The 20399-nt window shown below is 60.2% G+C and carries 18 protein-coding genes and 1 other RNA gene; 7 read left to right on the forward strand and 12 right to left on the reverse strand.

The features are described from left to right. Nucleotides 1-3: 3 nt before the first annotated feature. The 11 genes from AC1DTN_RS24320 to AC1DTN_RS24370 form a co-directional block, all read right to left on the reverse strand. A complete protein-coding gene (locus AC1DTN_RS24320; protein ID WP_477922963.1) occupies nucleotides 4-1437 on the reverse strand; it encodes a UDP-N-acetylmuramoylalanyl-D-glutamyl-2,6-diaminopimelate--D-alanyl-D-alanine ligase in 1434 nt (477 codons plus the stop codon). Then, the gene (locus tag AC1DTN_RS24325) at nucleotides 1434-2894 is read right to left on the reverse strand and encodes a UDP-N-acetylmuramoyl-L-alanyl-D-glutamate--2,6-diaminopimelate ligase (protein ID WP_477922964.1); all 1461 of its coding nucleotides are present in this window, start codon (nucleotides 2892-2894) and stop codon (nucleotides 1434-1436) included. The genes AC1DTN_RS24320 and AC1DTN_RS24325 overlap by 4 nt, the downstream gene beginning before the upstream one ends. A 64-nt stretch (nucleotides 2895-2958) precedes the next feature. Beyond that, on the reverse strand, nucleotides 2959-4707 hold the full coding sequence (locus AC1DTN_RS24330; RefSeq protein ID WP_113322230.1) for a peptidoglycan D,D-transpeptidase FtsI family protein: 1749 nt from the start codon (nucleotides 4705-4707) through the stop codon (nucleotides 2959-2961). After that, nucleotides 4707-5132: a cell division protein FtsL gene (gene ftsL / locus AC1DTN_RS24335; RefSeq protein ID WP_113322231.1), complete on the reverse strand. Its 426-nt coding sequence runs from the start codon at nucleotides 5130-5132 to the stop codon at nucleotides 4707-4709. The genes AC1DTN_RS24330 and ftsL overlap by 1 nt, the downstream gene beginning before the upstream one ends. Before the next feature lies 1 nt (nucleotide 5133). Next, entirely contained in the window at nucleotides 5134-6159 is a 1026-nt protein-coding gene (gene rsmH / locus AC1DTN_RS24340; protein WP_113322232.1) for a 16S rRNA (cytosine(1402)-N(4))-methyltransferase RsmH, read from the reverse strand. A gap of 17 nt (nucleotides 6160-6176) precedes the next feature. Next, the gene (gene mraZ / locus AC1DTN_RS24345; RefSeq protein WP_439015939.1) at nucleotides 6177-6614 is read right to left on the reverse strand and encodes a division/cell wall cluster transcriptional repressor MraZ; all 438 of its coding nucleotides are present in this window, start codon (nucleotides 6612-6614) and stop codon (nucleotides 6177-6179) included. Nucleotides 6615-7044: 430 nt separating this feature from the next. Beyond that, nucleotides 7045-7438: RNase P RNA component class A (gene rnpB, locus AC1DTN_RS24350), an RNA gene on the reverse strand. Between the two features lie 58 nt (nucleotides 7439-7496). Continuing rightward, nucleotides 7497-8672, reverse strand: coding sequence for an NAD(P)/FAD-dependent oxidoreductase (locus AC1DTN_RS24355; RefSeq protein ID WP_439015940.1), 1176 nt, complete (start codon nucleotides 8670-8672; stop codon nucleotides 7497-7499). Between the two features lie 81 nt (nucleotides 8673-8753). After that, nucleotides 8754-9371 (reverse strand): lytic transglycosylase domain-containing protein, encoded by a 618-nt coding sequence (locus tag AC1DTN_RS24360; RefSeq protein WP_439015941.1) that lies wholly within the window; start codon nucleotides 9369-9371, stop codon nucleotides 8754-8756. A gap of 263 nt (nucleotides 9372-9634) precedes the next feature. After that, on the reverse strand, nucleotides 9635-10396 hold the full coding sequence (locus AC1DTN_RS24365; protein ID WP_113322236.1) for an N-acetylmuramoyl-L-alanine amidase: 762 nt from the start codon (nucleotides 10394-10396) through the stop codon (nucleotides 9635-9637). After that, on the reverse strand, nucleotides 10393-11100 hold the full coding sequence (locus tag AC1DTN_RS24370; RefSeq protein WP_113322237.1) for a TerB family tellurite resistance protein: 708 nt from the start codon (nucleotides 11098-11100) through the stop codon (nucleotides 10393-10395). The genes AC1DTN_RS24365 and AC1DTN_RS24370 overlap by 4 nt, the downstream gene beginning before the upstream one ends. Before the next feature lie 468 nt (nucleotides 11101-11568). On the opposite strand from AC1DTN_RS24370, the gene AC1DTN_RS24375 reads away from it, so the two are divergent. From AC1DTN_RS24375 to AC1DTN_RS24385, 3 genes are all read left to right on the forward strand, one after another. Then, on the forward strand, nucleotides 11569-12780 hold the full coding sequence (locus AC1DTN_RS24375) for a pyrophosphate--fructose-6-phosphate 1-phosphotransferase (RefSeq protein ID WP_439015942.1): 1212 nt from the start codon (nucleotides 11569-11571) through the stop codon (nucleotides 12778-12780). 57 nt (nucleotides 12781-12837) lie between these two features. After that, the gene (locus AC1DTN_RS24380) at nucleotides 12838-13473 is read left to right on the forward strand and encodes a LysE family translocator (RefSeq protein ID WP_439015943.1); all 636 of its coding nucleotides are present in this window, start codon (nucleotides 12838-12840) and stop codon (nucleotides 13471-13473) included. A 116-nt stretch (nucleotides 13474-13589) separates the two neighbouring features. After that, entirely contained in the window at nucleotides 13590-14558 is a 969-nt protein-coding gene (locus tag AC1DTN_RS24385) for a transglycosylase SLT domain-containing protein (protein ID WP_439015944.1), read from the forward strand. A gap of 27 nt (nucleotides 14559-14585) precedes the next feature. On the opposite strand, the gene AC1DTN_RS24390 is transcribed toward AC1DTN_RS24385, so the two are convergent. Further along, entirely contained in the window at nucleotides 14586-15989 is a 1404-nt protein-coding gene (locus tag AC1DTN_RS24390) for a serine hydrolase domain-containing protein (protein ID WP_477922966.1), read from the reverse strand. 196 nt (nucleotides 15990-16185) lie between these two features. On the opposite strand from AC1DTN_RS24390, the gene AC1DTN_RS24395 reads away from it, so the two are divergent. The 4 genes from AC1DTN_RS24395 (at nucleotide 16186) to AC1DTN_RS24410 (ending at nucleotide 20326) form a co-directional block, all read left to right on the forward strand. Then, a complete protein-coding gene (locus AC1DTN_RS24395) occupies nucleotides 16186-17430 on the forward strand; it encodes a BtaA family protein (RefSeq protein WP_439015946.1) in 1245 nt (414 codons plus the stop codon). Between the two features lie 14 nt (nucleotides 17431-17444). Further along, nucleotides 17445-18098 carry a class I SAM-dependent methyltransferase gene (locus AC1DTN_RS24400; RefSeq protein ID WP_439017256.1) on the forward strand — a complete coding sequence of 218 codons (654 nt, stop codon included), beginning with the start codon at nucleotides 17445-17447 and terminating at the stop codon, nucleotides 18096-18098. Nucleotides 18099-18218: 120 nt separating this feature from the next. Next, complete coding sequence (locus AC1DTN_RS24405) at nucleotides 18219-19016, forward strand: glycoside hydrolase family 25 protein (protein WP_113322243.1); 798 nt, start codon at nucleotides 18219-18221, stop codon at nucleotides 19014-19016. Between the two features lie 83 nt (nucleotides 19017-19099). After that, the gene (locus tag AC1DTN_RS24410; RefSeq protein WP_477922967.1) at nucleotides 19100-20326 is read left to right on the forward strand and encodes a lytic murein transglycosylase; all 1227 of its coding nucleotides are present in this window, start codon (nucleotides 19100-19102) and stop codon (nucleotides 20324-20326) included. Nucleotides 20327-20399: the final 73 nt, after the last annotated feature.

Raw genomic sequence — 20399 nt, forward strand, 5'->3', positions numbered from 1 at the left:
CGATCATAGTTCGCGTTGCGTGTCTGAAACTGGCGGGTACTTGTCAAGGAGCGCGGCGACAATCTTGCCGAAACCGATCCCCAGAGACGACTTCACCATCAACACGTCGTCAGGTGCGATCGAGTTCAATACGAATTCCAACAATTCTTCCGTCTTCTCGCGATGCTCGACTGCGACGCTGTCGGGAAGCGATTCTTTCAGCACCACCATCTCAGGCCCCGCGAGCCAGACATGTTCGAGACCGGCGGCCAGTAGCGGGCCGGCAAGATCCGCATGGACCTGCTCGGCAAATTCGCCCATTTCCAGCATGTCGCCGAGCACGGCGATGCGGCGTCCCCGGCCGGTCGGTTCGGCTGTCGCAAGCAACGCGATCGCCGCGCGCATGGAGGCCGGATTGGCGTTATAGCTCTCATCGATCAGCGTGAGGCTGCCATTGCCGATCGGAAGCCTGTAGCGCTTGCCCCTGCCCTTTTCCGGCTTCAGCGTCGCAAGTGCTTCGATTGCCTTGTCGAGGCTGGCGCCGACGATCGTCACGACACCCAATGCAGCCAGCGCATTCTCAGCGATGTGGCGGCCCGGCGCGCCGATGCGCACTTCCTTGGTATCGCCTCCAACCGTCATCCAGAGCGTCGAGCTTTCGTCCGAGCCGTTGAATTCAGCGAGACGGAACTCCGCCTTGGCATGCTGGCCAAAGGAATGGATCTTCGTGATGCCGAGCGCCTGGGCTGCCTGCTCCAGGAAATTGAACTGATCATTGTCGCGGTTGAGAACGACGTCGCCGCCCGGCTCAAGCCCCTCGAAGATTTCCGCCTTGGCGGCGGCAATTTCCTGAACGCTCTGGAAATTGCCGAGATGGGCCGGCGCGATCGTCGTGATGACAGCGACATGCGGTCGGATCATCTTCACAAGCGGCCGGATCTCGTCCGGATGGTTCATGCCGACCTCGAACACCCCGAAATAGGTGTCGATCGGCATGCGTGCCAACGTCAGCGGCACGCCCCAATGATTGTTGAAGGAAGCAACGGACGCATGCACCTTGCCGGAGGGAGACAGCACATGGCGCAGCATCTCCTTGGTCGTCGTCTTGCCGACCGATCCGGTGACGGCAATGATCTTCGCCCGCGAACGCTCACGCGACGCAAGCCCCAGACGGCCAAGCGCAGCAAGCACATCCTCGACCACGATCATCGGCACCGTCAGGCGCCCCATGGCCGGCAGGCGGGCCTCGCTGACGACCAGCAGCGACGCGCCGTTTGCCATCGCCATCGAAGCATAATCGTGCCCATCCACGCGGTCGCCCTTGATCGCGAAGAAGGCCTCACCGGGCGCAATCGAGCGGCTGTCGATGGAAATACCGGTAATACCCTGCGGCAGCGAGCCGAACGGACGGCCCGCCATCGCGGCGATCATGTCTTCGGTGGTCCAGAGCCAGTTCATGGTACCCGCTCCTCCAAAGCCTTGCGCACTTCGGCATGATCGGAAAACGGCAGCGTGACGCTGCCGACCGTCTGCCCCTCTTCATGTCCCTTGCCGGCAACGATCAGCGTATCGCCGGATTTCAGCTGCAGAACCGCCTCACGTATCGCCTGGGCGCGGTCGCCGATCTCGGAAGCGCATTTGGCCGCCGCCATGATCTCGGCACGGATCGCAGCCGGCTCCTCCGAGCGTGGATTATCATCGGTGACGATCACGACATCGGCAAGCCGGCAGGCGATCTCTCCCATGATCGGCCGTTTGCCGCGGTCGCGGTCGCCGCCACAGCCGAACACCACGATGACGCGGCCCGTCGTGAACGGACGCACCGAGTTTAGCACATTTTCCAGCGCGTCCGGCTTGTGGGCGTAATCGACATAGGCGAGCGCGCCGTCCTTGGTATGGCCGACCAGCTCAAGACGGCCGGAAGCGCCCTGCAACTTTTCGAGTGCCGCCATCGCGATCTTTGCCGGAACGCCGGTCGACATGGCGAGCGCCGCAGCAACCAGCGCATTGGCGATCTGGAAATCCCCGGCAAGCGGAATATCGACTTCGAAGATCTCACCTTCGGCATGGACTTCCGCAACCTGCTTGTGACGGAAATGCTCGACACGCTTCAGCGTCAGATAGGCACCCTTGCGCCCAACCGTGCGCACATCATGACCGGCAGCAGCCGCCGCCTTGATCGCCTCCTCCGACCACGGATCGTCGGCGAAGATGACGGCGGGCGAGCCCTTGGGCAGCACCCGGTCGAAGAGGTGCATCTTGGCAGCCATATAGTCTTCGACCGTCGGATGGTAATCCATATGGTCGCGGCCGAGATTGGTGAAGGCGGCAGCTGCGAGCTTCACGCCGTCGAGGCGATATTGGTCGAGGCCGTGGCTGGAAGCTTCCATCGAGGCATGCGTGACGCCTTCATCGGCGAGTTCGGCGAGCAGCTCGTGCAGCGATACAGTATCAGGCGTCGTCAGCGAGCCATATTCATTGCGTGTCGGCGAGATGACGCCCGTCGTGCCGATCATCGCGGCCGCGTGGCCGGCATGCGCCCAGATCTGTCGGGTGAAGGAAGCAACCGAGGTCTTGCCGGCCGTGCCCGTCACCGCAACCATCGTCGCCGGCTGGCGGCCGTAGAAATGCGAAGCGGCAACGGAGAGGAAACGGCGCGGCTCGGCAACGACCAGAACCGGTACGGGGGTCTCGGCCGCATGCGATGCGATGACGGCGGCAGCACCTTTGGCAACCGCATCAGCGATGAAACCCGCACCATCGGCCTTGGAGCCGGCAATCGCCACGAAAGCCATTCCGGGCGCGACCTTCCGGCTGTCGGAAGACAATCCTGATATATCCAGCGCGCCGGCCGGTCCTTCAAGTTCAGCTTTGAGTTCCGGAAACGCATTTCCGGCGAGGTCCCGCAATTTCATCGAATGCACTTTTCTGGTTCAGGTCGACCGCCCCTTACGAATCGACACCGACATTGATTCACACTCAATAAGACACCAACAAGGCCGAACCGTCTTCGCCAAATTCAGGCTCGACGCCGAGGATGGGCGCTGCACGGCGTACGATGTTCTTGACCATGGGCGCCGCCGTATAGGCGGCGATGCGCTGGTGCTGCTCGCCATCAAGCGGTTCGTCGCAGAAGGTCAGCACCACATATCTTGGATTGTCGATCGGAAAAGCCGCCAGAAAGGCGTTGAAATTGAGGTTGCTGGCGTAGCGGCCGTTGACGACCTTGTCGGCTGTACCGGTCTTGCCGCCGACATTGAAGCCCGGCACGTCGGCGTTGCGGCCGGAGCCCTTCTGGCCATTCAGCTTGAAGAGATAGCGGATGTCGTCGCTCGTCCCCTTCTTGACGACCATCTCGGCCACGTCATCAGCCTGGTCGCGGGTGCGCGGCAGGAAAGTCGGCTCGATCAGCTTGCCGCCATTGATGAGCGCAGCACCAGCGACAGCCGTCTGCAGCGGCGTCGTCGCCACACCATGGCCGAAGGAGATCGTGATGGAATTGATCTTTTTCCAGACGCGCGGCTGGCTCGGCATCTTCACCTCCGGCAGCTCGGTCTGCATCTTGGTCAGCAGGCCGAAACGCGTCAGATAGTCCTTCTGCATCTCCATGCCGACGATATCGATCATTCTCGCCGTGCCGATGTTGGAGGAATATTCGAAGATTTCCGGAACGGTCAGCCAGCGGCGCTGGCCGTGGAAGTCGTGAATGGTGAAGCCCCCGATGCGGATCGGGTTGGTCGCGTCGAAACTATCCTTCAGCGAGACCTTGCCGCTGTCGATCGCCATTGCGGTCGAGAAGGTCTTGAAGGTCGAGCCCATCTCGAACGTCCCGTTCGACATGCGGTTCAGCCAGCCGTCCTTGGAGCCTTCCTGCGGATTGTTCGGATCGAAATCCGGCGCAGACGCCATGGCGAGCACTTCGCCGGTATGGGCATCCAGCACGACGGCCCCCGCACCCTTTGCCTTGTAATTGACCACCGCATTGGCGACGACATCGCGCACGATCGCCTGCACGCGCACATCGATCGAAAGGCGCACCGGCTCCAGCGGCTGGTTGCTCGTCATGCCGACCGAGGCGAGATCGGCAAGCCCCTGGTCGTCGATATATTTTTCCATGCCGGCCACGCCGCGGTTGTCGATGTTGACATAGCCGAGGATATGCGCGGCCGTCGCGCCGCCCGGATAGAAGCGGCGCTTTTCCGGACGGAAACCTATGCCGGGAATACCAAGCGCCAGGATCTGGCTCTGCTGTTTCGGCGTCAGCTGGCGGCGCAGCCAGGCGAAATGCGAGGTGCGGCTCGAGAGCTTCTTGTAGGTATCCTTGACGTCGAGGTCGGAAAGCACCGTCTGCAGCTTCTCTACGGCCTCGTCGGTATCGACGATCTTGTTCGGCTCGGCAAAGAGCGAAACGGTTCGGATATCGGTCGCCAGCACTTCGCCGTTGCGGTCGACAATATCGGGGCGCGACGCCATCAGCCGATCGGGCGGAAGGATGGACGAGACCGATTCCGGTTCCTTCATCGCATATTCGACCATACGGGCGCCGATAACCGCATAGAGGGCGGTAAAGCCGACGATCAGCAGGCCGACGCGGCTCCTGGCCTGCCCGGCCCTGCGCTTGCGCGAGCCTTCGATCGCCATGCCCGAGGGGGCGCCGAAACGGTCGTAGACGCCGGCGGAAAAATGCGCCTGGCTCTTCAGCACCATGATGCGGGAAAGGAAGGACATTATTCCACCGCTCCCGTTTCGATCTGGTCCGCGTCTTCGGCTTCGCGGGGCGCTGGCATCGGGATCGGTTGAGCCTTGGCGGCAGCACCCGGCTTGGCGCCCGCCTTGGCTTCGGTGATATCAGGCGGAGGAACCTGCGACTTCAGCATCGGCAGCTCGCGCGCATGGGCAAGCGAGGTCGAATCCGTCGGCTGCAGCTGCAGCTCGCTGTTATAGGCATTGACCAGCCGCTCCAGTCGGTTCGGCTGCGATTGCAGCGCCCAGTCGGCCTTCAGGAGATCGATCGTGTCCTTCTCCAGCTTGATCTCCGCTTCGAGGCGATGAACCTCCTCGAGCTTAAGCTCCGCGCGGTGCTTGATCGTATAGGTGACGGCGGCTGCCGCTGTCATGATGCCGATGAGCACAAGATCGAACGTTCTCAGCATATCAACCTCCAAGCTTTCCGAGGCTGGCAAGATTTGGGAATCCGAAGAGCGACATGTCTTCGGATTCAGCGGGGGCGGTGGTGCGCTGGCCGGCGCGCAGCTTGGCGGAACGGGCGCGCGGATTGGCCTGAGCTTCTTCTTCGCTGGCAGAAACCATCGACTTGCCGACCGGCTCGAAGGTCGCGGCGCGCTCATGCGCAATGGGCAGATGACGGGAGCCGGAAGCCTTGCCGGCACGGTCGGAGAAGAACTTCTTGACGATACGGTCTTCCAGCGAATGGAAGGTGACGACGACGAGACGGCCGCCGGGCTTCAGCGCCCGCTCGGCAGCAAACAGCGCCTGCGCCAGCTCGCCGAGCTCGTCATTGACGAAGATGCGCAGCGCCTGGAAGACGCGCGTTGCCGGATGGATCTTGTCCTTCATCTTGCGCGGCGTCACCAGCTCGATCAGGCCGGCGAGATCGCGCGTCGTCTCGAAAGTTTTTTCGACGCGGCGCTTTTCGATCGCATGCGCAATGCGTGGCGCTTGGCTCTCTTCGCCGAGATAGTGGAAAATCCGGATGAGATCGGCGACCTTGGCGCGATTGACCACATCGGCAGCGGAAACACCGGCAGCCGACATGCGCATGTCGAGCGGCCCGCTCTTCTGGAACGAGAAGCCGCGCTCGGCCTCATCGATCTGCATGGAGGAAACACCGATATCGAGCACCACGCCATCAAGCCCGCCACCGGGCGCATGATTGGCAAGTTGCGAAAATTGCGAATGGATGAGCTTGAGATGACCGCTATGGGCGGCGACGAGCGCCTGGCCGGCGGCAATCGCCGTCGGATCGCGATCGAGCGCGATCACATCGGCACCTGCGTCGAGAATGGCGGAGGTATAGCCACCCGCACCAAAGGTGCCATCGAGGATGACCTTGCCGGAAAAAGGCTCCAGCGCCGCAAGCACTTCCTTGAGAAGAACCGGAATGTGGCGAACCGGTCCGCCACCGGCTTCAGTTGAACCTCCGCCAGGATTCGCCGCCATTCCGTTCCCTCGTTCGTTCAGGAACGCTTGCCCGCCAGCTTGCGCTCCCCTCGTGCCTGCGCCTGTGCGGCCGCGAATGCTTGCGGCTGCCAGAGCTGAAAGTGATCCGCCCGACCCACGAAGGTCACCTCGTCCGAAATACCGGTGAAGCCGCGAATGAAATCCGTGACCATCAACCGCCCCTCGGCGTCGAGCTTCATGAAGACCCCGCCCCCATGAATGAGAAGCGACATCTCGTTTGCATCCGGCGAAAACGGATCCTCCGCCGCAATCTGCCGCTCGAACCTTTCCAGAAGATCCAAACCGCCGACGCTGATCGCCGGAAACACAAAGTCCTGAAAGCAATAAAGCTCCTGAACGTTGCGCTGCGCCAGCACGGAACGAAACGCCGCCGGCACGGAAACCCGGCCCTTGGTATCGATCCTGTTGGTCGCATTCGAAAGGAAGCGGCTCATGACACGAAACATCCGTTTCCGAAAGAGCCCGGAATGCCATTGGCCGCCCGAAACCCTCAAAGTCAGGCACAGCTTCGCAAGCCGAAAGAACCAAGGCCCTCCCGACGCTTCCGATCCGGAAGGCGCCTTTGCTTTGCGATTGATGGGCAGATGATTGCCCTGATGCAGTGCGCATTTGGGATAGCATGGGACCATATGGGCGTCAATGGGATGAGCCCATTTTGAGGCGGGCGCAGTATCAAACATTTATAAGCTGTTAAGTTTAACAAAGGGTTAGGAAAGCGATTCTCAAACGCCACCCGAAGCACACTGAGCGAACGGGAGATCCGGCCAAGCAAGATCCGTGAGACCTCGCCTCCATTTCAGACATTTCAATGGCTTGATAGGAAGGATATTGGATTTTGCGGCAAAGCGGACGCCGGAAAAGGTAATCGCCAGTTGGCCTGTAAGCCGGGTTCTGTATGGCTCCGGCGAACCGGAACGTGGCAGCCATTCATCTGGGACAGCGCTTGCACGCTGCCTCACGCAACCCACCCGGATGACTGACCCAGAAACAGGCCGGAAGGCTTTCGCCAACCGCGTCATCCCTATTCGGTTTTGCTCCCGGTGGGGTTTACCGTGCCATATCCGTTGCCGGAGATGCGGTGGGCTCTTACCCCACCCTTTCACCCTTACCTGTCAAGACAGGCGGTTTGCTTTCTGTGGCACTTTCCCTGAGGTCGCCCTCGCCGGACGTTATCCGGCACCGTGTTTCCGTGGAGCCCGGACTTTCCTCACCCTACCGCCTTTCGGCATTGGTAAAGCGCGGCTGCCCGGCCAACTGGCAGGGGCTCCCTTAAACGAGGAAGCCCGCAAATGCCAACGAAATATGGGGTGGTAGGCTTAACGGAAATAAGGTGTGAAATCCGTGGCGTAGCCCTGATCCTTGATTCTGCCTGCCAGAAGCAGTTCAGCCCCCAGCCTGCCGATCTCGTCGGAGCTCTTGGCAGACGTTCCCGAGCAGCCGGTCAGAACGGCAATATGCGGCGAAGCGGTATAGCCAATCATCGGATAGCGGCTCTTGGTATAGGAGACCACGCAGGATGCACTCGAAATGGACCGTGCCTCGAGTTCCGGCACGATGCGTGCAACGATGCCCTCGAAGTGTTCGCGCGCAACCTCGCGCCCGTCGGTGCGGAACCAGGCACGCATGTCTTTATCATTGTTCAGCACCAGATTGTCCGGATCACCGCCGATCTTCAGATAAAGCCTGCCGTCGGGATAGCGGATCGGCGGCAGCAGGTAGATGTCGATGCCGGGTGCATCGAGGATCAGCGACGGCATGCCGGCAAAGCGATGCGCATCCTCTTCCGCCACTTCGAAAAGTGTCACGGTGCGCCCGTAAACCGTCATATCAACGGATTGCGGCAAGAGATTCTGCGAAATGGAAAAACCGCCGGCCGCAAGCAGCACTTTCTCGGCGCGATAGACCTCGCCGCCCGCCATTGTGACGACAGCCGCACCGCCCTCCTCCCGGATCGAGATGACATGATCACGGATCACCGCCGCACCTGCCTTCTCGGCAAGCAGCGACTGCGCCCTTACAAGCTTGCGCGGGCTGATATGCCCCGCTCCCTTCGCTTCGAAAATGCCGGTACTGCCGGAGGGAAAGGCGAAATAGGGAAACTGTCTCTTCAGGCCAACCTCATCGAGGGAGGCGGTCTCCACACCGAGCGAGATCGCTGCCCGCCTTGTATCGTTGAGATAATCGCTTTCGGAAGGCGCCACGGCGACACAGCCTGCCTCCGTATAGAAATCGATGCCGCTTTCTTTGGCGATCTCGCCATAGCGGGCGATGGAGCGATTGGCGAGCAGGGCCCAGTCGCGATCCGGATCGATGGTGCGGGTGATGCGTCCTTCATCATAATGGCTGGCGAAGACGCCGTCGTGCGCCTTGCGGTCTTCAGGCTCGTCCGGGCCGATGACGGCAACGCCGTCCGTCTGGCGCGCCAGATATTTTGCGGCCGCGGCACCCATCATGCCGCGGCCGATGACGATGAATTTAAAATCGACTGCCATATCTCACCTCGCTAAAGGCTAGCGATAACATGGCAATCGTTCTGAATCATCCGGCCCCTGTCAGAGACAAGCGTTTCCGTTTCAGAGCATCGCAAGAACCTTGCCGCAATAGGACTTGGAGACCGGGTTCATGCGCGTCGCGCCGTGACCGGCATTGTACTTGAGGATGGTATTGCAGGTCTGCCCGCCACCGAGATCGTGGGCGGCCGCCAGGTACTTCATGCCGTATTTGATGTTGGTTTCCGGATCGAACAGACCCTTGGCACCGCCGGAATAGCCCATCATGCGGGCCGTCGCCGGCTTGATCTGCATCAGGCCGATTTCGCCGTGGCTGCCGCGCGCCATCGGATTGAAATTGCTTTCAACACGGATGACAGCAGTCGCAAGAGCCACCGGCACATCATATTGATTGGCATATTTGCTGATCAATGCGGAATAGGAATTGCCGGAAACATCGGCGACGGGATAGCCACTCTGGCGCTCGACCGTCTTCAGCGGACGCTCTGTTTTCTTCTGTACACGCTGCGCCGTTCTCTGCGGGCGTTCTTTCTTATGCACGCGCTCCGCTGTCTTCTGCGGACGCTCCACTTTCTTCACGGGCGCATCGGCTCGTACGCCCCAGTCATTCGCAAAGGCAAAGCTATTTCCCGCCAGCACCATGCCAACGCATGCTGCAGCAACAACAATCAATTTTCTCATGTAGTCTTGATCACTCCGACCCAAAGAATTGCCGGGCTGCGCGCCTCGCCAGTATGGAGAATACCTGACCAAGAACTGATCAGGTTTCGCAGCAATTCTTATCGTTTCACATGACGCCTTCGATTTAACTTGGGAACAACCATCGGCGCCGCTTAGCGGAAGCTCTTAGACCATCGCAATGAGGAGATAATAGGGAAATGATGTGGCAGTCCGAATTTCGCGTCTGAACATGGAAAATCGGTAATGTCAGAAACTATGAAAGGTCAGGAATACCGCGGCAGCGCCGAAAGCAGGCGATGCAGCGTATCGATCGTCGAGAAATCGGCGATCCCGTCTACCCGTTCGGGGCGGAAATGCCGCTGGAAGGCTTCCACGTCCCCGGCCGTCTTATCGCTGAATTCGCCTGTGATCTCAGTGCCGTAACCATAGAGCGACAGCATGGACTGCAGTGCCTCGATCGGCTGCCCGCGATCACCGCGCTGGAAGAAGCGCCCGCCGGTAATAGCGGCCGGTTCCACCCAATGGCCGATGCCGGCCCGATACAGCTCGCGCCAGGGGAATTTTTCGCCCGGATCGACCTTGCGCACAGGGGCGACGTCGGAGTGGCCGAGCACCCTTTCAGGCGCGATTGACCAGCGATCGCCGCAATCGCGACATAATTCGATCACCGCCGCAATCTGCTTTTTCGGATAATCCGGAAGCCCGCCCGGATGGCCGGCATTGGCGATCTCGATGCCGATTGACAGTGAGTTGATATCCGTCTCGCCGTGCCAGAAACTCTTGCCCGCATGCCATGCGCGCCGATTCTCAGGCACGAGTTGCACGATCTCGCCGTCCGGGTGCACGAAATAATGGCTTGAGACCTGGCTTTCGTCCCGACAGAGCCACTCGAGTGCTCCTTCCGGGCTCGGCATGCCGGTATAGTGCAGCAGGATCATATCAGGCTTGCGTCCGTCAGCGCGCTCGCCATGGTTCGGCGAAGGCTGGACGCACGCCTGCTTGTAATCGGCCTCGAATGAGGTCATGCGGCGCGGCGTTCCTTTTCGATCGCCGCATAGGCGTCGTTCAGCGCTGCCATACGTTCATTGGCAATCGCATGAAACTCTTCCGGCACGCCGCGCGAGATCAGCCGGTCCGGATGATGCTCGCTGACGAGCACATGGTAGTGGCGGCGGATCGTCGGGAAATCATCTGCCGGCGAAACTCCGAGAACCTTGTAGGGGTCGCGTCCATCGGAAACGTGACGCGCAGCGATCTGATCGAAACGGGCCTCGCTCATCTGGAAGATCTCGGCGATATGGCGCAGGAAATTCATTTCATTCTCGTGGATCAGCCCATCCGCCTTGGCAATATGGAACAGACCATCAAGAACGTCTTCCAGAACCGGGCAATTGGCGGCGCAGGTCGAGCAGAGCGTAGACAGCTTCGCTGCATAGGCCTCGTAACCGGCAACGTCCTGGCGGGCGAGATTATAGAGGCGCGCGACATTCTTCGCCTCGCTCGGAGGAAACTCGAAGATATCGCGGAAAGCCTGCACTTCCTTTTCGCTGACGATACCGTCAGCCTTTGCCATCTTGGCCGAAAGCGCAATGACAGCTACGGAGAAAGCAACCTTGCGGCGCGTCTCCGGATCACCTTCGAAAACCGTGCGAATAGCCTCGACCACCGCGGAGAGCGCATTGCCCGCCGCATTGCCAATGGCATTCACCAGTTTTTCCCAGAAAGACATCGTCATCTTCTCGCAATGCAGCAAGTTCTAGAAGAAACACCTTGACCAAATAATCGTTGCCATTGCAAGGCGGCTATTGGTCGTAGGTTTGAAAACAGTTTTCACAATTCGGTAATGGTCGCTGATGCCGCGACCATCCGCTGTGTCCGCCATTTCCTGTATTATCCACACAGCGGCCGGCGATTTCCACAACACTTATGGATAGGTGGACTGGCATTGAACCGATTATATCGCCGCTTCCGGCACCCGCTCCGCAGAAAGGCGCGTTTTTCGTAAATTCTTTACTTTACAGGCCACTTTCCCTGCCGCATCCATGCGTTACCTGAAGCATGTCGCGCAAAACTGTACAGCGGTTTTGCGGTCACGACATGCGGAAAACAAAGACTTAACGCGTGGCAGACGGATCTGAAAAATCGTGACACGCTTTAGGCTGCACGTAGTCGCGCATCGGGCGCCAAAGGAGGGATTATGGCCAAACAGAAAGTCGCAATGCTGACCGCCGGAGGCCTCGCGCCCTGCCTCTCATCCGCCGTCGGCGGCCTCATCGAACGATATAGCGACGTTGCACCCGATATCGAGCTCATCGCCTACAAGTCCGGTTATCAGGGCGTGCTGCTCGGCGACAGCGTCGCGATCAACAAGGAAATGCGCGAGAAGGCGCCGCGCCTGCACCGTTATGGCGGCTCGCCGATCGGCAACAGCCGCGTGAAGCTCACCAATGCCGCCGACTGCGTGAAGCGCGGTCTCGTCAAGGAAGGCGAAAATCCGTTGCGGGTCGCCGCGGAGCGCCTTGCCAATGACGGCGTCACCATCTTGCATACGATCGGCGGCGACGACACGAATACGACAGCCGCGGATCTGGCCGCCTATCTTGCGGCAAACGGTTATGATCTCACGGTCGTCGGCCTGCCGAAAACCGTCGACAACGACGTCGTGCCGATCCGCCAGTCGCTCGGCGCCTGGACGGCCGCCGAAGTCGGCGCCCACTTCTTCGACAATGTCAGCAACGAACAGACCGCCGCCCCGCGCACGCTCGTCATTCACGAGGTCATGGGCCGCCACTGCGGCTGGCTGACGGCCGCTACCGCCCGCGCCTATCTCCAGCGCACCAAAGGCAATGAATATGTCGATGGCCTGATGATGAACGCGCATATGAAGAGCATCGACGCCGTCTACCTGCCGGAAATGGCCTTCGATCTCGATGCCGAGGCCGCGCGCCTGAAGGAGATCATGGACCGCACCGGCCATGCCACGGTCTTCGTATCGGAAGGCGCCTGCCTCGATGCCATCGTTGCCGAACGCGAGGCCGCCGGCGAGACGGTCAAGCGCGATGCCTTCGGACATGTGAAGATCGACACGATCAATGTCGGCGCCTGGTTCCAGAAGCAGTTCGCAAGCCTGCTCGATGCCGAGCGCTCGCTCGTCCAGAAATCCGGTTATTTCGCCCGTTCAGCACCGGCAAACGGCGACGATCTGCGCCTGATCCAGAGCATGGTAGACCTCGCAGTCGAAAGCGCTCTCAACAAGATCTCGGGTGTAACCGGCCATGATGAAGCGCAGAACGGCAAGTTGCGCACAATAGAATTTCCGCGCATCAAGGGTGGCAAGCCATTTGATCTTGCAACCGCATGGTTTGGTGAAGTAATGAGCCAGATCGGGCAAAAATACAGGGCGGCATGATTGACGGATGGCTAATATGGTGTCTTTGCTTGTTCTCTAGGAATAGGAGGAGATTCCATGTCGCTTGAAGCTTGGCTCGCTTTTGCAGCCGCATCCGCCATCATGCTCGCCATACCGGGACCGACCATTCTTCTGGTCGTTTCCTATGCGCTGGGTCATGGCCGGAAAACGGCGCTGGCGACCGTTTCGGGCGTGGCGCTCGGCGATTTCACGGCCATGACGGCGTCGCTTTTTGGACTGGGCGCACTGCTCGCCGCATCCGCGACACTGTTCACCGTGCTGAAGTGGATCGGCGGCGCTTACCTGATTTGGCTCGGAATCAAGCTCTGGCGGGCTCCGATCGTCGGCGAACACATCGCGGACAACGATAACCTGCCGGAAGAAAAGTCGCTGCGGATCTTCCTGCACGCCTATATGGTGACGGCGTTGAACCCGAAGAGCATTGTCTTCTTCGTCGCCTTCGTTCCGCAGTTCCTCAACCCCGCCCTTCCCTTCTTCGATCAGATGCTGATCATGGAAGCGACATTCCTCGTTCTCGCCACCATTAATGCGTCCTGCTACGCCATGGCCGCGCATGCCGCCCGAGGCCTGATTCGTAAGGCCAGCGTGCAGCGCGCGGTCAACCGCACCGGTGGCACTCTCCTCATCGCTGCCGGCGCCGTAACCGCCGGGTATCGTCGTATTGCAGCCTAGTAATATTCCGTGGTTGCTGGAAAGCCACGAATAGGTTAATGGCTATCCCCGGGGCTTAAGGTATTTAGTAACTTTTAAGACGCTGCCGGGGCGGCGGGATTCACGAAAGTGAGAGAATGGTAGCGATCGGATTTTCCGGCCTGAAACGCAGTCTTGTGGTCTCTACCATGCTCTGCGGTGTCATTTCCGGATGCGCGAGCGTCGAATATACCTCTCAGGCGGAACTGACCGCCGCACAGACCGTGATTCCCATGCCGAAGCCGGGTGAAGATGCAACGCTGGCTGCTATCCCGACTGCTGAAGGCGCAAACGGCCCGGCCGTCGCCACTCTCAATCCCCAGGCAGCAACTGCCGCACCTGTTCTCACTGCAGCCGCAATGCCGAATGTCGTCTCCCCCGTGCAGCAGCAGGCTGGCGATTTTGCCATGCAGGGCGGTGTCCAGCAGGTTGCCGTCAACGGCTATGCTCCCATTCCGCTCACGCCCGAAATGACGGCGATCCAGTCCGTCGTTCCGACGCCGCGTCCGGGCTCGCCGGCAAGCCCCTCCACGCAGCTTGCCTTCGCCGCCACCACACCGCAGAACGGCGCGCTCGCAGCGCTTGCCGCCGTCGACACCACACCGCGCTTCACCATGGACTACGGCTTCGACGAGTCCGGTCCGATCGATCCGCCGGCCGCCCCGCCGATGTTCAGCGATGACGACCGCGACGATGCGCCGACCGTCGAAAAGAGCTTCGTCAGCAAGCTCATCAGCAAATATTCGAAGCTTTACGAAATTCCGGAATCGCTGCTCCACCGCGTCGTTCATCGCGAGAGCCGCTACAATTCCAAGGCCTACAACAAGCGCGGCTACTTCGGTCTCATGCAGATCAAGTACAACACCGCAAAGTCGATGGGTTACGGCGGCAATCCCGCCGGCCTCTTCGACGCCGAAACCAATATCAAATATGCAGGCAAGTACCTGCAGGGCGCCTGGCAGGTAGCCGACAAGAAGGAAGACGACGCCGTTCGTCTCTATGCCCGCGGTTACTATTATGACGCCAAGCGCAAGGGCATGACCGACATTGCCCAAGGCAATTACTGATAGTCCAATTACTGATACAAAACACCATCAGTGACGGGCCTCAGCCGGCTTCGCCGACTGAAGCGTATTGAGAATTTCCTTCAGCACGATCTGCGGCCTGTAGCCCAGCCAGCTCGGCGTCAACCCCATGCGGACGAAAACGAGATTGGCCGAAGGAATGATTGCCACCGTCTGGCCGTCATGGCCCTGCATCCAGAACGTATCCTGCGGCAGGCCGAATTCCGCGCTCGTGCCGCCCCCCGGCCCCGCAAGCCAGGCCTGGCCTTGCGTATATTTGCCGCCCGAACTTGCCGTCGGCGTGCGGATCATCGCAACAAACCCTTCCGGCAAAAGCCTCTGGCCGTTCCACACGCCATCCTGAAGCAGGAACTGGCCGAAACGCGCCCAGTCATGCCCCGTGGCATAGAGATAGGAACTGCCGGTAAACGTACCGCGCTCATCGGCCTCGAAGACAGCGCTCGTCATCCCGAGTGGAGAAAACAGCGCATCGCGGGGATAATCGAACGCCGCCCGCGGATCGCCGACCTTGTTCATCCAGATACGTGACAGAAGCACGGCCGTACCGCTGGAATACCGGAAAACTGAGCCCGGAGCAGCCACCAGAGGCGCACCGGCCGGCAGGGAAACCATATCGGGGTCGAGGTAGAGCATGCGCGTCACATCGGCAACTGCGCCATAATCCTCGTTGAAAGCGAGCCCGCTTTCCATGCCGAGCAAGTCGGAGAGCTTGATGTCGCCGCGCGGATCATTCGCCCATTGCGGCAGGAGATGCGTGTCATCGAAGGAGATCTTGCCCGACAGCATCAGCCTGCCGATCAGCGCCGCATTGACGGTCTTCGTCATCGACCAGCCGACCAGCGGCGTATCGGCGTTGAAGCCCGGCCCGTAGCTTTCGGCAATGATGCGACCATCCTGCACGACGAYCATCGCCCGCATGGCAGGCCCAGCAAGCTTGGCGTCGGCGAGAAGGGCCGCGACTTTGGCATTGCCGGTCGCAGGATCAACGCCGTCGCCGTCCGGCCAGACCGCGTCATTTTCACCCACCTGAGGCGCCGGCACCAGCGGTGCGGCCCTGGCGGCGGCATCGAAATCGCCATCAGGCACGCTCGTGCAGCCCAGAGCACCGCGATAAAGCGCGTAGCTCGGCGCAAACAGGCCCATGAAACGCGAAGTCACCCGCCCGCTGTCACGATCGATCTCGACGCGCATCAGCCTGAGCAGCGGGTTTCCAGGCGCTTGGACATCGTCGTAAAGAACGGCGTCGGGATCACGACCGGCAATAAAGACATTGGAGCAGACGATCTTGGCTGCGTAGCCATTGCCCACCTTCAGGAGCTCCGGCGGGCTTATGGAGAGCCACGCGACTGCGCCTATGGCAACGAGAATGACGAGCAGGGTCAAGCCCTTGAAGATACGCGGAACAACTCGCATGCAATCCTCCACGGAACGGAGAGAAGCAGGAAACTTGGCTCACGGAAAGAGAGAAGCGAAAAGAAGTGTTTTAATCGACTTCAAATTTCGCGGAAGTTTTGGCCGGGTCTCCTCGAAGCCTTGGCCCACAGGGCTCGTCATCAAACTGTAGCAGAGGCGCGTTACACGCCCTGAACGCTAAAAAGGTGACAGACTCATGTCGGAATTTGCACCGGATACCGGCTTCCGCAAGAACCGGAAACTCAAGGCAGCGCTTCTCCGCCACAAGGCTTTTTCCAAGGACGGCTTCTCCGAGCGTCTCTTCGGCCTTCTCTTCTCCGGCCTCGTATACCCACAGATCTGGGAAGACCCGGATCTCGATATGCAGGCGATGGAGCTGAAGCCCAATCACCGTATCGTCACGATCGGCTCGGGCGGCTGCAACATGCTGGCCTACCTTTCCAAGGCGCCGGCTTCGATCGACGTGGTCGACCTCAATCCGCACCACATTGCGCTGAACAGGCTGAAGCTTGCCGCCTTCAAGAACCTGCCGGGCCATTCCGATCTCGTGCGCTTCCTGGCGATGCCGAACGAGAAGTCGAACAGCCGGGTTTTCGACCGCTATCTGTCGTCCAATCTCGATGATACGACCCGCGCCTACTGGAACACCCGCAAGTTCGGCCGCCGGCGCGTCACGGTTTTTGACCGCAACATTTATGAAACCGGCCTGCTCGGCCGCTTCATCGGTGCCGCTCATCTTCTCGCCCGCCTGCATGGCGTGAAACTGCAGGAAATGACCAAGGCCCGCACGATTCGCGAGCAGCGCCAGTTCTTCGACGATCAGATCGCTCCTCTCTTTGAAAAGCCCGTCGTTCGCTGGATCACCAACCGCAAGAGCTCGCTTTTCGGTCTTGGCATTCCGCCGCAGCAATATGACGAGCTGGCAAGCCTTGCCGCCGACAATTCCATCGCACCGGTTCTGAAACACCGTCTGGAAAAGCTCGCCTGCCATTTCCCGATGCGCGACAACTATTTCGCCTGGCAGGCCTTTGCGCGCCGCTACGCCGATGGCGAGGAAGGCCCGCTGCCGACCTATCTGAAGCCGGAGCACTATGAGGTGATCCGCGCCAATGTCGACCGCGTTAACGTCCACCACGCAAGCTTCACCGAGCTTCTGGCCGGCGAGCCCGCCGCATCGCGCGACCGCTACATCCTGCTCGACGCGCAGGACTGGATGACGGACCAGCAGCTCAATGATGTCTGGCGCGAAATCACCCGCACCGCCCGCGATGGAGCCCGCGTGATCTTCCGCACGGCCGCCGAAAAGAGCATCATCGAAGGCCGCCTTGCCCCTGAAATCCGCGACCAGTGGCATTATTTCGAAGAGCAGTCGCGTGAGATGACCACCCAGGACCGCTCGGCAATCTACGGCGGCTTCCACATCTACGGGAAGAAGGCGTGAGCAAAGTCGACGAGATGACCGTCAAGAGCGAGGAACATGCCGACCTGATGGACGGCATGTACCGCTACCAGCGCCATTTCTATGATCTCACCCGCAAATATTATCTTCTCGGCCGTGACAGCACGATCCGCAATCTCGACGTTCCCGAGGGCGGCACGCTCCTAGAAGTCGGCTGCGGCACCGGCCGCAACATGGCGCTTGCCCACAAGCATTTCCCGACGGCCAAGCTCTACGGTCTCGACATTTCCCAGGAAATGCTGATTTCCGCCCGCAAGACTTTCGCCACCAAGGCGACGGTCCCGGATTTCCGGGTGGCGGATGCCACGGCCTATACGCCGCGCGAATTCGGCACCACCGGTTTCGACCGCATTCTGATTTCCTATGCACTGTCGATGATCCCGGATTGGGAACGCGCGGTGGATGCGTCGATTGCCGCGCTCAATCCCGGCGGCCAGCTCCACATCGTCGATTTCGGCCAGCAGGAGGGCCTGCCCGGCTGGTTCCGCAGCCTGCTGCAGGCCTGGCTCGCCAAATTCCATGTCACGCCGCGTGCCAATCTGCGCGAGGTTCTGGAAGCGCAATCCGCTGAAAACAACGCGCGGCTGTCGTTCGAGACGATCGGCGGCGGTTACGCCTGGCGGGCGGCGATTATCAGCAGGCGCTCATAATTCGCTTGTAAATAACCATTTTTTTACGTTGATATTAGAAAAGAGGGTTATACCCTCTGCAGGGCGCGTCTTTTCGAAGGTCAGGCTGTGGGGCAGATCCATCATCACGACGGAACATTTATGCGTCGGCTTCTGTTTTGCGTCCTGCCGCTTGCCCTGCTGCTCGCCGGTTGCAGCTCCACGGGTTACGATTATCTCGAAACCGCTTCTATAAAGCCGAAGGCCCGCTTCAAGGATACCGATCCCCAGGATTTCGGGCCCAAGCGCCCGCAGCAAAACGCTGTCCACGGCATCGACATTTCCAAATGGCAGGGTGATATCGACTGGCAGACGGTGCGCAAATCCGGCGTCGCCTTCGCCTTCATCAAGGCGACCGAAGGCAAGGACAGGATCGATCCGCGCTTTGACGAATACTGGCGCGAGGCAGCTGCGTCAGGCATTCCGCATGCGCCCTATCACTTCTATTATTTCTGCTCCTCCGCCGACGACCAGGCCGACTGGTTCATCCGCAACGTTCCCAGGGAATCCATGCGTCTGCCGCCGGTGCTGGATGTCGAGTGGAATGCAGAATCGAAGACCTGTCGCTTCCGCCCCGACCCGGCCACCGTACGTTCTGAAATGCAGCGCTTCATGGATCGCCTGGAAGCCTATTACGGCAAGCGGCCGATCATCTACACCTCTGTCGATTTCCACCGCGAGAATCTAGCCGGCTATTTCCAGGACTATCATTTCTGGGTCCGCTCGACCGCCAAACATCCTGACGTGACCTATGCCGACCGACGCTGGGCCTTCTGGCAGTATACGTCGACAGGCGTCATTCCCGGCATTCAGGGGCCAACGGATATCAATGTCTTCGCCGGCTCCGCGAAAAACTGGAACAACTGGGTGGCTGACGTTTCCAAGGATAGAAATTCTTAGTAACGTGCCCTAATCTTTCTTGCTTCCGTCACATTCATCTGTGAAATCGGCGGCATTCTATGTCATTTTACGAGGATCGTTTCATGCACCGCTCGCTCAAAAGCTGCTCTGCACTTGCCCTTCTGTTTGCCTGCGTCCTAGCAACAGGCGCTGCCGCCCAGCAGGCTCCGGATGCGGCAGCTTCGGCCCCGGCAGCACCCTGCGGTGGCGATCTCTCCACCTTCCTCCAGGGCGTCAAGAAAGAGGCGATTGCAGCGGGTGCGAGCGCCGAAGCAGCAGACCAGGCGTTGGCCGGCGCTGAGATCGATCCCAAAGTCCTGAGCCGCGACCGGGCCCAGGGCGTCTTCCGCCAGACCTTTCTGGAATTCTCGCAGCGCACCGTCAGCCAGGCTCGCCTCGATATCGGCCGCCAGAAGATGAAGCAATATGCCGATGTTTTTGCCCGCGCCGAGCAGGAATTCGGCGTTCCCGCCGGGATCATCACCGCCTTCTGGGCAATGGAAACGGATTTCGGCGCCGTACAGGGCGATTTCAACACGCGTAACGCGCTGGTGACGCTTTCCCATGACTGCCGGCGCCCGGAACTCTTCCGCCCGCAGMTGATCGCCCTCATCGAAATGGTGCAGCATGGCGACCTCGACCCGCAGACCAACACCGGCGCCTGGGCCGGTGAAATCGGCCAGGTTCAGATGCTGCCGCGCGATATCATCGCATATGGCATGGATGGCGACGGCGACGGCCATGTTCGCCTCAAGCAGAGCGGCCCGGACGCGATCCTGACGGCTGCCAAGTTCATCCAGCATCTCGGCTTCGAGCGCGGCCAGCCCTGGCTGCAGGAAGTCACCGTGCCAGATAACCTTCCCTGGGAAAAGTCGGGCCTCGGCGGCACGATGACGGCTGGCGAATGGTTCAACCTCGGCGTCAAGCCGCGCGACGGCAACACCGCTTTCGCCAATCTTGAAGGCGATCTCGTCCTACCACAGGGTCGCCTTGGACCGGCCTTCATCGCCTATCCCAATTTCAAGATCTATCTGGAATGGAACAAGTCGTTCATCTACACGACCTCTGCCGCCTATTTCGCGACCCGCCTCTCCGGCGCCCCGACCTATCAGAAGGGCACGCCCGAACAGGGCCTTTCCAACGACCAGATGAAGCAGCTGCAGACGAAGCTCGATTCGCTCGGCCATGACGTCGGCGAGATCGACGGCATCCTCGGTTCCGGCACTCGTGTGGCAATCCAGAAGGAACAGCTCCGCCTCGGCATACCGGCCGACGGCTGGGCGACACCGGCCCTGCTGAACGCGCTCTGAGACTTCACATTTTCTCTTTCGACACCCGGCTGCATGAATCGGGTGGCGGCTATCCGCCGATCGGTTAAACCTC

Source organism: Rhizobium sp. 01T444 (genome assembly GCF_056398305.1).

Excerpts from the sequence above, each read along its gene's own strand:
- AC1DTN_RS24385 (WP_439015944.1), top strand. The coding sequence starts at position 13,590 with ATGGTAGCGATCGGATTTTCCGGCCTGAAACGCAGTCTTGTGGTCTCT.
- AC1DTN_RS24380 (WP_439015943.1), top strand. The coding sequence starts at position 12,838 with ATGTCGCTTGAAGCTTGGCTCGCTTTTGCAGCCGCATCCGCCATCATG.
- AC1DTN_RS24375 (WP_439015942.1), top strand. The coding sequence starts at position 11,569 with ATGGCCAAACAGAAAGTCGCAATGCTGACCGCCGGAGGCCTCGCGCCC.
- AC1DTN_RS24370 (WP_113322237.1), bottom strand. The coding sequence starts at position 11,100 with ATGTCTTTCTGGGAAAAACTGGTGAATGCCATTGGCAATGCGGCGGGC.
- AC1DTN_RS24365 (WP_113322236.1), bottom strand. The coding sequence starts at position 10,396 with ATGACCTCATTCGAGGCCGATTACAAGCAGGCGTGCGTCCAGCCTTCG.
- rsmH (WP_113322232.1), bottom strand. The coding sequence starts at position 6,159 with ATGGCGGCGAATCCTGGCGGAGGTTCAACTGAAGCCGGTGGCGGACCG.
- AC1DTN_RS24320 (WP_477922963.1), bottom strand. The coding sequence starts at position 1,437 with ATGAACTGGCTCTGGACCACCGAAGACATGATCGCCGCGATGGCGGGC.
- AC1DTN_RS24395 (WP_439015946.1), top strand. The coding sequence starts at position 16,186 with ATGTCGGAATTTGCACCGGATACCGGCTTCCGCAAGAACCGGAAACTC.
- AC1DTN_RS24400 (WP_439017256.1), top strand. The coding sequence starts at position 17,445 with ATGACCGTCAAGAGCGAGGAACATGCCGACCTGATGGACGGCATGTAC.
- AC1DTN_RS24405 (WP_113322243.1), top strand. The coding sequence starts at position 18,219 with ATGCGTCGGCTTCTGTTTTGCGTCCTGCCGCTTGCCCTGCTGCTCGCC.
- AC1DTN_RS24360 (WP_439015941.1), bottom strand. The coding sequence starts at position 9,371 with ATGAGAAAATTGATTGTTGTTGCTGCAGCATGCGTTGGCATGGTGCTG.
- mraZ (WP_439015939.1), bottom strand. The coding sequence starts at position 6,614 with ATGAGCCGCTTCCTTTCGAATGCGACCAACAGGATCGATACCAAGGGC.
- ftsL (WP_113322231.1), bottom strand. The coding sequence starts at position 5,132 with ATGCTGAGAACGTTCGATCTTGTGCTCATCGGCATCATGACAGCGGCA.
- AC1DTN_RS24355 (WP_439015940.1), bottom strand. The coding sequence starts at position 8,672 with ATGGCAGTCGATTTTAAATTCATCGTCATCGGCCGCGGCATGATGGGT.
- AC1DTN_RS24325 (WP_477922964.1), bottom strand. The coding sequence starts at position 2,894 with ATGAAATTGCGGGACCTCGCCGGAAATGCGTTTCCGGAACTCAAAGCT.
- AC1DTN_RS24330 (WP_113322230.1), bottom strand. The coding sequence starts at position 4,707 with ATGTCCTTCCTTTCCCGCATCATGGTGCTGAAGAGCCAGGCGCATTTT.